At 51.4% G+C, this 12382-nt stretch carries 8 protein-coding genes; all 8 read left to right on the top strand.

The window, feature by feature from the left end; all coding sequences use genetic code 11:
• The first annotated feature begins 91 nt into the window (after positions 1–91).
• The 8 genes from ACKGJP_RS30760 to ACKGJP_RS30725 all read left to right on the top strand — a co-directional run bounded on the left by ACKGJP_RS30760 (position 92) and on the right by ACKGJP_RS30725 (position 11875).
• Complete coding sequence (locus ACKGJP_RS30760) at positions 92–580, top strand: GNAT family N-acetyltransferase (RefSeq protein ID WP_409342565.1); 489 nt, start codon at positions 92–94, stop codon at positions 578–580.
• A 1230-nt stretch (positions 581–1810) separates the two neighbouring features.
• A complete protein-coding gene (locus tag ACKGJP_RS30755; RefSeq protein ID WP_409347295.1) occupies positions 1811–2677 on the top strand; it encodes an ABC transporter permease in 867 nt (288 codons plus the stop codon).
• Positions 2678–2692: 15 nt separating this feature from the next.
• The gene (locus tag ACKGJP_RS30750) at positions 2693–3559 is read left to right on the top strand and encodes a carbohydrate ABC transporter permease (RefSeq protein WP_409342564.1); all 867 of its coding nucleotides are present in this window, start codon (positions 2693–2695) and stop codon (positions 3557–3559) included.
• A gap of 126 nt (positions 3560–3685) precedes the next feature.
• Positions 3686–5305 carry an extracellular solute-binding protein gene (locus tag ACKGJP_RS30745; RefSeq protein WP_409342563.1) on the top strand — a complete coding sequence of 540 codons (1620 nt, stop codon included), beginning with the start codon at positions 3686–3688 and terminating at the stop codon, positions 5303–5305.
• A 119-nt stretch (positions 5306–5424) separates the two neighbouring features.
• The gene (locus ACKGJP_RS30740) at positions 5425–7302 is read left to right on the top strand and encodes a hypothetical protein (RefSeq protein WP_409342562.1); all 1878 of its coding nucleotides are present in this window, start codon (positions 5425–5427) and stop codon (positions 7300–7302) included.
• A gap of 198 nt (positions 7303–7500) precedes the next feature.
• Positions 7501–9792, top strand: coding sequence for a helix-turn-helix domain-containing protein (locus tag ACKGJP_RS30735; RefSeq protein WP_409342561.1), 2292 nt, complete (start codon positions 7501–7503; stop codon positions 9790–9792).
• 509 nt (positions 9793–10301) lie between these two features.
• Complete coding sequence (locus tag ACKGJP_RS30730; RefSeq protein WP_409347294.1) at positions 10302–10466, top strand: HIT family protein; 165 nt, start codon at positions 10302–10304, stop codon at positions 10464–10466.
• A 122-nt stretch (positions 10467–10588) separates the two neighbouring features.
• Positions 10589–11875: an IS110 family transposase gene (locus tag ACKGJP_RS30725; RefSeq protein ID WP_409342560.1), complete on the top strand. Its 1287-nt coding sequence runs from the start codon at positions 10589–10591 to the stop codon at positions 11873–11875.
• The last annotated feature ends 507 nt before the right edge of the window (positions 11876–12382 follow it).

Here is a 12382-nt window from a genome sequence, read left to right as displayed (position 1 = left end):
GCTATACAAAAGGAAAAGTATGGGTAATAATCGAATAAATTAGTGAACTATTTTATCGCAAGTTAAATCATCAATACGAGGAGAATGATGAGTGGAAACAAAACGTTGTAGCATTAAAATAACAAATCCAGCTGACTACATTGATTTAGAAAAACTATATAATGATACTAAAGTATGGGATTACTTGGGTGGCCAAAGAAGTTCACAGCAAATCGAAAATAGAATTACAGAATGGATAAACCCCCAAAAAAACTGCCAATATTGGACAGTGAGAGAAATAGTTTCAGGTGCATTCTTAGGATGTATTTTATTAACACCACACAATGATGGAGAATATACTCAAATTTCATATATGTTTCTATCAAATTATTGGGGTAACGGTTTTGCATTTGAGGCGATAAGTCAAGTATTGTGTCGTTGCTTTGAGGATAAAGTATATAATAAGCTCATTGCTGAAGCGCAATCCGCGAACACTTCTTCATGTGCCTTATTAAAGAAACTTGGATTTTATGAAGTAAAGAGAGTTATTCGCTTTAATGCCGAACAAGTAATTTTTGCTCTAGACTACCCATCAGTATAAGTATTTTCAGTAGTTAAAGGTCATAGACAAACAAATTAGTAAAAATTGAATGGTGGTAAATGCATTTATGGCTTTCCAATGCACTAACGGGTAACGAGAGCTCAAAATACATGACGGCAGCCGGCTAGAACGATCGGTTGCCGTTTTCTCAACAGGTACATTAGTTGAATGACAACAGCGGCTGGTCTAAGACTTTATTTTCCAAGTCTTGGTCCGCCGCTGTTTCTTTTAACGGATCAAGTCTAAAACTTATTTTTCAAAAGCTAACGATTTTTCAATTCAAAAACCACGTTAGACCAAACGACTTCAGTCTAATACTTTATTTTAACCGAACACCGGGAACTAAACTTCGATTTTGGAATCGGCATCCAGCTATCCTTTAAATTACGGTCGATGATACAGCACGGCATAGCGGGCCACACTGTCATAGCCGGACTGCGGCATCCATTCCCGATAGATGTACGAGAATAGAGTTGCTGGCGCTATGCGGCCGCAAGTGACTACGGCATACAGCATTGCCGGGTATTTCCGCACAGTCAATCCAGACGGGGACGGCTCTCGCCGCCGACTTCAACGTCCGCGATCCATGTAAAAAAATCGCTATAGTCGACTCCTCCAACACATCCAAAATACCGTAAAACTCCTCCGTGTTTACCCGATCCGTTACCTACCGCACGCGTGTCGACATAAAATCGAACATCAAGCGGGGAACGATTTGTTCCTTTTGCTGCTGAGCATTGGAAGTTCTCACGGCTTGACCGACTATCCGTAGGGGGGTTACTTCGATCCTGATTTCTTAAGATACGTTGTCCTGCTTGTTTTTGGTTATCTGCATATCCCCATCCCTTTCTTCGTTCAGTAGTTAATTTAATTATAGTAATTATCGGATCCACACCGCCACACAAAACTCAGCGCGTAGCTTTTCCCGGCGTGACGGTGGTTGGTCACCCACCCCCGAGCTCGCCCAGCCGGCGTCCCGATGCGCTTGTTTCCCCGATTGCAGGTTTGTTTCCTATTTGCCGCGAGAGTCCGCAAAAATGAAACTTCCGTTTTGCCCTTGCAGTTTGTATAGTAAGCGTACATTGGCAAGGGAGGAGAGTTATGAGTCAAGCACCGTCACACAATCCGTCACACCAAATGGCCCGCTTCGAAATTAAGCCGGGGGGTACGCAGGCGAGAACGTCCCGGCGAGGCGATTCCGTACGCCGAAAGATTTGGAAAAGCAGGTATATGTATTTGTTTGTTCTGCCCGGGATGCTTTATTTTCTGATCTATAAATACGTCCCGCTGCTCGGAACGGTCATCGCGTTTCAAAATTTCAGCCCGTTTCAAGGATTTGTTCATAGCGAATGGGTGGGTTTCGACCATTTTTACCGAATATTCGATAATGCCGAAGTGATTCGGGTGCTGTACAACACATTGGCGCTTTCGTTTTTGCAGATCGCATTCGCCTTTCCTATGCCGATCGTGCTGGCGCTAATGCTGAACGAGGTGCGCAGCGACATCTTCAAACGGTTCATCCAATCGGTCGTCTATTTGCCGCATTTTCTGTCATGGGTCGTCGTGGTCGGCATCGTTACCCTGTTTCTGCGCAGCGACGGCCTGATCAATCATTTGCTGCAGGAATGGTTTCATGCGGAAGCCGTCCCCTTTCTGCAAATGCCCGGCTTGTTCAAGCCGCTGCTTGTGCTGGAAGTGATATGGAAGGAGGCCGGATGGGGGACGATCATCTTTTTGGCCGCGCTTACCGGTGTCAATCCGGAATTGTACGAGGCGGCCGTCGTCGACGGGGCGAACCGGTTTCGCCGCATCTGGCATATTACACTGCCCGCCATCCGCAGCACGGTCATCATTTTGCTTATCTTGCGGCTCGGGAGCGTGCTCGACAACGGCTTCGAACAAGTGTACCTGATGCTCAATCCGTATGTGAACGACGTCGGCAACGTGCTCGATACGTACGTCTACTACAAAGGTATTTTACAGGCCGATTTCAGTTTCGCTACGGCCGTCGGTTTGTTCAAGTCGGTTGTCGGGCTCGTGCTGGTAGTCGCAGCCAATCGTCTGGCCAAACGGTTTGGCGACGAAGGCGTATTTTAGAGGGGGAGAAACGACATGCTGCACAAGACGGTCTGGGACCGGCTCTTTCGCTTAGTGAACGGTGCGCTGCTCTTATTGATCGCGGCGACGATGTTCTTTCCGTTTTTGTACATTTTTTCCGTATCCTTTTCTTCCATGGAGAGCTATTTGCGGAATGACATGATGTTTTGGCCGGAGGAATGGGTGACGGACGCGTACAGGTACATCTTGGCGAAGGACCGGTTTATCCGCTCGATCCTTGTCACCGTTTTCATTACCGTCGCCGGAACGCTGATGAATCTGGCATTCACCGCGACAATGGCGTACGGCTTGTCGAGGCCGTTCTTCGGCCAAAGATCGGTTCTGTTCATGGTGTTGTTCACTTTTTTGTTCAGCGCGGGCATCATTCCAACGTATCTTGTCGTTCAGGCGACCGGACTGTTGAACACAGTATGGTCGCTCATTATACCAGTGCTGATTAGCCCATGGAATTTAATCGTGTTTCGCCAGTTTTTCCGCAGCATTCCCGAGGAGCTGCACGAAGCGGCGCTGATCGACGGAGCCGGCGAGATGAAGATCTTCCGCACGATCATTCTGCCTCTGTCGAAGCCGGCGCTCGCCACCTTCGGGCTGTTTTATGCGGTGGCGCATTGGAATTCCTACTTTACCGGCATTCTCTATTTGAGCGATTCGTCCAAATGGCCGATTCAAGTGCTGCTGCGGCAAATTGTCGTCGTTAACGACATGACCTCCTTGCAGCAGCAGGTGCTGACCGATCCGCCGCCGCCGGAAACGGTGCAGATGGCCGCCATTTTGTTGGCGACGGTGCCGGTATTGATCATTTACCCGTTTCTGCAAAAGCATTTTGCCAAGGGGGTGATGCTCGGCTCCGTCAAAGGCTGACCGTCTGCCGCCGCCGGATGGCGGTTGCCTGAACCGCATGGCTTGTCCAATCAGGCAAAACGGCGAGACGAACGAGTGAATCGATTTAAACGAACATGAACGAGAAGGAAAAGGGAGGAACAGACGATGAGGAAGGTTTTGGCTATGACGGCTGCGGCCGGTATGCTGCTTACGGCAGCAGCATGTTCGACGGGCGGAACGTCGGAGAGCGGTAAGCAATCCGGAAGCGCGAAGCCCACCGACAGTGGCAAATCGGCAAGTGCGGCTCCGCGGAAGACTGCGGACGGTGCATCCCAAAAAACGTTCGATATCAGCTTCATGAATTTCGCCTTCACGATCTTTCCGCCGCCCCAGAGTAAAGGGGTCGACAAAATTAAAGAGAAATTCAACGCCAACATCAAATCGGAATTTATTCTCGATGCCGACTACAAAAGCAAACTGAGCGTCGTCATGGCTTCCGGCAACATGCCCGATGTCGTTGCTTTTCAGGGCCCCGATTCCAATTACTACAAATGGGCGAAGCAAGGAGCGTTTTTGCCGCTGAACGAGTATATCGGCAAATACGAAACGTTCAAGATCGTCCCGGATTCGATCTACAATCAAATTAAGGTGAACGGCAACATATACAGCATTCCGATCTATGCGCCGACTTTAACGTTCAGCGGGCTCATCCGTCAGGACTGGCTCGACAACCTTGGGCTGGCGATGCCGACGAATTACGAGGAGCTGCTGAAGATTGCCGTCGCCTTTACGAAGAACGATCCGGACCGCAACGGCAAGGACGATACGTACGGATTCGCGCTCAGCCAGAACATCAATCCCGATTTTAATATGGGCGCCTACTGGTCGGCGGCATGGTATCATAAGAACGCTGAGGGGCAATACATTCCGGGCGTTATTTCACCGGGCCGCAAAACGGTTATCGAAACGCTCGCTGCCGCTTACGCGCAAGGCGCGGTGACGAAAGATTTCGCCGCGTTGAACTGGGCGCAGACAAACAAGGAATTTTACTCGGGCAAGGCGGGTATTTTCATCGGCACGCAGACTGGGATGGTTGAAGATTATTATCTTGGTCTGCTGAAGGTCAGCCCGGACGCAAAGCTCGCGCCGATTCCGTTTTTTGTCTCGCCCGATGGCAGGCAGGGAGGCCAGAAGGGATCGGGTCATTACGGGTTGATGACGCTGCCCGCCAGACTGAAAAGCGAGCCTGACAAAGTGGCGAAAATATTGGAAATTATGGATTATGGCCGCAAATTCATCCCGATATCCGAGCGGAATCCGAAGAACGAACGATACGATTGGCTGATGGGCGGCGAAGGAATCGGCTACGAGATGGTGGACGGACTGCCTGTGCAGAAGCAAGGGTGGGAAACGGCCGCTCCGCTGCAATACATGCTGCAAAGACATGAATACTGGAAGCCGTGGGCGCCGAGCAATGAAGCGAACGAATTTTCCAAAACGTACAAATCGCGGGAAATGCAGAAGCTGATCGCAAGCATCGAGGAGATGGAGAAGAAATACAACAAGGAGCCTTTCGACGACCCGAGCTTCGGTATTTACTCTGAGGCGAAAGCGCAAAAAGGCGCGGAGCTCGACAAATACATCCTTGGTGAGCAGACGAAAATGATTGCCGGTCAGCGTCCGCTGTCCGATTGGGATAAAATGGTGAAGGAGTGGATGGACCGCGGCGGAGCCGACATCGTGAAGGAAGTGAATGCCGAAATCAAGGAGCGCGGCGGGAAATAAAGATGCGTACGGCGCACCGCGCAGGATCGGGAAGACTTAAGACGCAATCGTAATACGAAGGCAGGAATCATAAAACGGGGCATAGGCATGAGCTGTCCCGTTCGACGGAGATGATCGCAGTGGAGGAACGGCTCGGGTACGATTCTTCCGCCGCATACGAAATGGCGCCACAGTTCCCGAAGGGGCTGCGCGTAAGGCGGAGAGAAGCATGCACGGCGGAACTGACGAAAAGAATTGCGCGGGAAAAACGGAAAACGGAGCTGCAGGTATATTATTACCGGATCGGCCATCTGCTTTCGTTCCGGCTGCCCGTCCGCCAAATCGAATTTGGGCAAATGCCGGAAGGCATTCCGAAATTCGCTTCTCTTCAGGGTTATCCGTGGTTTACTTGGTTCATGTGGGCGATGAAGGAAAGATGGGATTTGCTGCACTCCGCTTGGCGTCGGTTCGGCGACCAAAAAGCGGGAAGACTGCTGCAGGAGGAGCTCGCGGCGACGGCGGAATGGCAAAATTGCCACGCCGAGCCGGGAACGGCCGGATTGGCGACAGGCCATTTAGCCTCCTGTCTCGCCGGATGCTTGCACAATCCGGAAGGATGGGACTCCGAGCTGCTTCGTTTAGCGAAGCAATCGGCGCTAACCCTGCTCGACCGCGACATCGTCCCGTTCTGCCGTCATTTATGGCGGCAGGAAGCGGCAGCGTCATCGAAGACGATGCATAACATAAACCTTATCATTCAAATAAGCGGCGCTCATTTGGCGAAGGAAGCTGGTCATGAAGCGGCCGAAGAGTTGGAACGGGAAGCGGAGGAAATCGTCCGCGTCTGGGTTCGGGGCAGGCTTAGCGATGAGCGGCTGTCGGAAGGGACCGCATACGATGGCTTTTGGCTTGATCCGCTCGCCGACTGGTTGTCGGCGGGCGGGGCGTATCAGCTGTGGGGAGGCGAGCTGGAGCGCACTTTCCTGTCCTTCTTCGACAGCTGTCTGCATCTGGCGCTGCCCGGACGGCTCGATATCAGCGCACCGCTTGGCGACACGGAGCCGGAAATGCCGTTTTGGATGACCGTCGTCGCGAAGCTTGCACAGCAGTACGGCTGGCCACAGGCGAACTGGCTGATCGTGCGTCTGCCGCAGGAGCGCATGCCTGCCGCGGCGCTTGACGCGATTGAAGGCTTGCTGGGGGCGGACCAAACGGCTTCCGATGCGCCGCAGCCTGCAAGCAAGGAGCATCCGTTTGCCATTTCGCTGCGCACCGGCTGGGACATCGGCGACTGTCTTGTTGCCGTCGGGGCTCCCCGCGCTCCGCAAGGGCATCTGCATGTTGACGGCGGGCATGTGGTGATCGGCAGCTTCAACCGGTTTTGGATTACCGATCCGGGCTATCAGCAATACCGGGAAGGAGCGGAACGGGTATTTACGATCGGCGCGGAAGCGCATAACGCCCCGGTCGTCGGATACGTGGCGCAGTCCCGGCGCGCGGCTGTCGTGAAGCGGGCGGCGACGGACGAAGAGGGTTGCCAGCTCGTTTCGCTCGACTTGACCGGCTGTTATTCGGGCCTGCATGCAAGCAACGAGGTCCATCGCGACGTGTGGCTCATTCCGCAGGAGGGTAACGCGGTCGTTGTTAAGGATACGATCGTTACCGGCGCTAACGAGCTGCCGGTCCGCTATTACTGGCAGGGCGGGACGCTTCTCTCCTGGGCGTTCGTTGACGGCTGGGCGCGGCTTGGCGACGGGGAACGCGCTCTGTGGGTCGGCGCGATCTCAGGATCACCGGACGCTCCGCTGCAGGAAGCGCTCGAACCGGCGCGGTTGTACCGTCATGAAGGAAGCAGAGGCATGCTGACGCTGAACCATGTCCGAACCTGGCGGACCGGCGGGGAATCGCTATGGTGGTTCTTTCGCTTCGATTCGCCGGCGGGCTGGATGCCGCCGGCGGCCGCGGAGGTGCGGCGGCTGATGGATCGGAGCGGCGGCGTTGCTGCACCTTCGGCTTGACTGGCGGAGCAGCTTTTTCACATCGCTCCGGCAGCTGCCGGTATCGGCTTCAGGCGAGCGGCTTCGGCTGAGAAGGCCCAAGCCGTTCGCCTGATTTTTCAGGGGTGAGCGGATGCGAACGTTTGTTGTAAGCGGATTGCGGATCGAGTAAGATGAAATTATGAACAAACGGTTTCCGACAAAAGGAGAACAGGTCGAATGAGCAGCTTCCGTTTTTGGAGAAAGCTTACTTACAAAAAGCGGTTGTTCGTTTACTCGCTGCTGCTCAGCATCGTTCCCGTGCTGCTCGTCGGGTTCGTCTCTTCGTCGATGTCCGCGAAGACGATCCAAGAGGAGGTCGACCATAACCAGCAAATGACGCTGCAGCAGTTGAAATACCAAGTGGATACATTTCTGTACAATATCGAGCGAACCTCAGTGCAAATGGCCGGCGACATTACGATTGAAAAATCGATGAAAGTCGGCATTTCAATGGATGACCCGGTTAAGCTGCAGACGCTGCTCGATATGCAGGACCGAATGAATCTTTACCGGGGTTATTCGGATATCCGCTTTGATGCGTCGCTGGTTTACTATAAATATGGCTACGTTTACTCCAACCGGTACGGGATCGTTGACATGAAGGATTTCCGCTACTACCCGTATTTGCAAACGCTTCCTTCGTTGCCCGAGCGATCGCTTGTCGTCCCGCCGAAAACGTACCGCGACCAGCAGGATTTGCTGTTGATCCGGCCGATCCAGAGCAGCGCTGCGCCGCCTGAAGGGCTGCTTGTTATGGAAGTGGACGCCAAGAAATTTTATGACTTTTTCCAATCGCTGAAAATGAGCAACAACAGCCGGATGATCATCGTCGACGACGAAGGACGGGTCGTGATGAGCCAGGACGAAGCGGAGATCGGCTCGCAGCTCAATTCGTTATCCGAGCTCAATCAGCTGCGGCTGAACGGGGAGGAGTCGCCGAAAAGAATCGTCGTCGGGGAGACCGATTACCGGGTATCGGTGCAGAAGTCGGCGATCAACGAGTGGACGTACATCGCCCTGACTCCGCACAAGGCGCTGACCGAAAAATCGAACGGCATCATTCAACTGACGTGGGTTGTTGTAGCTTGCCTAGTCGGGCTATGGATCATGATCTCGATCGTCGCCTCAAATCGGCTTTATTTTCCGCTTCACCATCTGGCGCTGAAGCTGCCCGGGACGGCTCCATATAAGGACGTCCTGACGGCGATCGACGGGTATATCGACGATTCGCTTGCGGTGAACCGCCGGCTGACGGATGAAATCAACAACCGGCTTCCGAATCTAAAGGAATTTTTGCTTCTGCAGCTGCTGCGCGGCGAAATTTCGGAACGGGAGTTCGCGGAGCAATCCGGACGATACGGCTTCCCGCTCTCTGGCCGCTATTTCTGCGTCTTTGTCGTAAAGGTCGATCAATACATGGCGTTCAAGCAAAACTATGTCGGGAAAGATCGCTCGCTGATGATGTATGCCTTGTCGAAGCTGATTCAGGAAATGTGCGAGCAGGTAAGCCCATGCGTTACCGCCGTGCCGGAGCCGGGCTTGATCGCGGTTCTCTTCGGGACGGAGGAAGGCGGGAAGGAAGCGGAGGGCGCCTTGAGCGGGATATGCGATGCGATCCGCGCCCATGTGTCGCAATATTTTCATTTCACCGTTACGGCGTCCTTCAGTCAGCCGCGCCGCGAATTGAAGCATATATGCGACGGCTACCAGGAAGCTTTGGATCTGCTCCATGTCAGCTTCTGGCTTGGCTCCAACAGGACGATTTCGTATCGCAATCTGGATGATTTGGGACCGGTCGCGCAGACGAGCAGATTGCTCGTCAAGATGCAAAAAGCGATCGTCCGCAGCATCGCCGAAGGCGATCTGGCGAAAGCCGAGGAGCAGCTCCATGCGATGATGGCCGCCGTTCCCCAGACGGAAGCTTATTCGCTGCCCGCGGTCGGGATGTTCGCCCATCTGATCGGCGAAGTCGACGGTTTGCTGGAAGAGATGGGGAGCGATTTGACCGGCATGTTCGACGGCAATCTCTATATGCGCGTATATTCCGCCGAATCGCTCGCGGAACTGAAGGACTGGTTCCGGAGCGAATTTTTCCCGACACTGCGCGGGCATCTCGGGCAATTGGACGGTTCGCAGAAGCACGGCTTGATAAGGCAGGCGATCGAGTACATTCACGAGAACTACGAAACCGACCTGTCACTGCAGCAGGCGGCCGCCCAACTTCGGCTGTCCCCGTATCAGCTCAGCCGCTTCTTCAAGGAAGAGACCGGCATGACCTTCTTCGATTATGTCATTGATTACCGGATTTCGAAGGCGAAGGAATGGCTCATCTATACCGAAATGTCCATCAAGGAAATTACTGAGCGGCTGCGTTATGCCAGCACGCAAAATTTTACGCGCGTGTTCAAACAGATGACGGGGGTTCCTCCCGGCAAATACCGCAGCGACTGGCGGCAAAGCGGTGGGTAAGTGTCGGATGACAAGAATGTAGTCCGATTAGATCCCGCGTAAATCGCGGGTTTTCATTTTAATCGGAACACATTCTTGTCAAAAACGGATGACAAGAATGTGTTCCAAATGCCGATTGCCCATAATTTGATGTAAATGTAGGTTGTATAATTTTGGGATGACCGCTCAACGGGTACGTTAGTGGAGGAGTTACAGTGATGCAGTTCCTCATTTTCATTTAAGTAACGGCAGCATTCTTTAAAAGGAAAACCCGTTTGATTCGGCGAAGTAAGTCTAAAATTTGCTTGCGAGGTGTGAGCTTGATTTGCTGCCCATATTGCAATATCTCCAATAATGGTAATACCATGAAGTCATACTGAGCAACGATAAATGCACTTACTCTCTTCTAAAAGAACAAGAGATACGTGGGGATGGAATCATTGTCCCTAAGGAACATAGGGAAACTGTATTTGATCTAACTGAAGAAGAATGGATTGCCACTTATCGGCTGTTAAGCGAAGTTAAGTTGTATTTTAGAACGGAACTACAAACCTGACGGCTATAATGTTGGATGGAATTGTGGTCTTGTGGGCGGACAACATGTCTTCCATTCTCATTTGCATATAATCCCCAGATATGCCAATGAGAAAATGGCTGGAAAAGGTACCAGGTATTTATTTAAGAACAACCAGTGAAAAGACTAAGCTAAACATTCCTGTATAGGCTAAGAAATGGGCTTTGTCAAAAAAGGAGCGCCTCGGTATGATGGGTTTGTCGACGGGTAAATACCCAACATCATCAAGGAGGCGCTCTTATTATGAAGTTTAAGCAATCAGACGGACAAAATCAACGTATTGAACGAATTACCACTTCCCATCTTGTTGTGGGTATCGATATGGCAAAGGAAACTCACGTAGCTCAAGCTACGAATTATCGTGGAATCGTCCTCACTAGTCAGCATCTTTCGTTCAAAAACACTCTCCAAGGATTTGAAAAATTGCAGCGCTGGATAGATGCCTTGCAACAAAAACACCGGCTAAAAAACATCCTAATTGGCATGGAGCCGACGGGGCATTACTGGTATAGTTTGGCCAACTGGCTTGTTGAGAAAGGCGTAAATGTTGTTTTAGTCAACCCTGCAACAACGAAACGAAACAAAGAGAACCGAGATAATTGTCCTTCTAAGAGTGACCCAAAAGATGCTCTTGTTATTGCAGATGTTGTCAGCCGCGGCTACTATTATGAATACATCCGACAAGCAACTCATTTTCAACGGTTACGCACGATAATGAGCGATCGGGAATTTTGGGTCACAAATAGTGTTCGGATGCAGAATCGGATCGTCCGCTGGTTGGATATTCGCTTCCCTGAGTATGCCTCGGTATTTAAAGATTGGACCTGTCCGCGATCCATAGCGACACTCAAAGAGTTCCCAGCCCCGTTTGATCTAAGAGGTCAATCTACGGCAGAGGTTATTACAGGTTGGAGAAAATATATGAAACGAGCTGGTGGTTCAACGGGCATTCTGAAGGCAGCTGAACTACTCTCTAAAGCGGCACAAAGCGTGGGAGAGTCTGTAGCACTCAGTGAAGCCAAACAGGATCTACAACGCTTATTAGAAGAGTACGAGCGCATTGCTGGTATATTGGATCAGATTGAGAAAGAAATCGCAACTTTACTCGGCGAGATTCCAATTACTAGCCAGCTTCGCTCCGTTAAAGGTCTAGGGACGATCTATATCGCAGCAATTCTGGCTGGTACGGGCGATTTGAAACAGTATGTTCACGGGCGTCAGTTGCTACGGAAAGCTGGTTTAAACCTGGCAGAGAGCATGTCGGGAAAGCGCAAGGGCCAGATCGTACTTTCCAAACGAGGAGATTCCACACTGCGAAAATATATGTATCTGGCTACCCTTACATTAGTGGGAACAAACCCTGTCTTTCGGCAATTGCATGAAAACAATGTACAAGCTAAACGTATGAGTAAACAGCAATCCATATTCAAACTGCTTGGAAAACTGGCGCGAATCTTAGTCGGAATGGTACAGCACGATGAATCGTTTACACCTGAAAAAACGGTCCTCACATACATTCAGGCTGCCTGACATTTTCGAAGTAACGTAAATTGATTCATTCGCAGGATTTTGAAAAAAGAAAGCACGGAGGACCGAGTTCGTATCCGAAAAGGGCGCAGACCCATCCGCTAAACGCTATCGGTCTCCACACCTTGGAAAGGTGTAACGAAGGAATGTAAGGGCATCGACCCGTAGAGCCTTGGGATGGTCAATCTCCAGGGAATTGTGGAGTATGCGTGCAGTAGATATCTAAATGGGGAAATGTTCCAGATGTTTCTTCTATTCCCGCATGCCTCGAAAGGGCACCTTGCGGTCGCAACAACTTAATATCCTTACTACCACTGTATTCCAAAGTGATGAAATCCTGCGAATGATTGAGTTTATGTGAGATAAATCCTTAATACTGAGGGACGGGTACGTTAGCTCAACTACAAACACGACGAGGCTGCCGCGAAAACATCGGCAGCCTTATTACGCGATAGGGCAGTTATGCATAATCAGCACCGACCTTGAAGAATGGAAAATTTCGAGGAACCG

Origin of the sequence: Paenibacillus litoralis, assembly GCF_046244365.1 — a bacterium.
Taxonomy (GTDB): Bacteria; Bacillota; Bacilli; order Paenibacillales; family NBRC-103111; genus Paenibacillus_V.
The sequence above is the reverse complement of the archived record's forward strand: the minus strand, read 5'-3'. Positions and strand labels throughout refer to the sequence as shown.

Bases quoted from the DNA above. Each gene is read 5' to 3' on its own strand.
- ACKGJP_RS30755 (WP_409347295.1), top strand. From the start codon at position 1,811: ATGTATTTGTTTGTTCTGCCCGGGATGCTTTATTTTCTGATCTATAAA.
- ACKGJP_RS30750 (WP_409342564.1), top strand. From the start codon at position 2,693: ATGCTGCACAAGACGGTCTGGGACCGGCTCTTTCGCTTAGTGAACGGT.
- ACKGJP_RS30745 (WP_409342563.1), top strand. From the start codon at position 3,686: ATGAGGAAGGTTTTGGCTATGACGGCTGCGGCCGGTATGCTGCTTACG.
- ACKGJP_RS30735 (WP_409342561.1), top strand. From the start codon at position 7,501: ATGAGCAGCTTCCGTTTTTGGAGAAAGCTTACTTACAAAAAGCGGTTG.
- ACKGJP_RS30725 (WP_409342560.1), top strand. From the start codon at position 10,589: ATGAAGTTTAAGCAATCAGACGGACAAAATCAACGTATTGAACGAATT.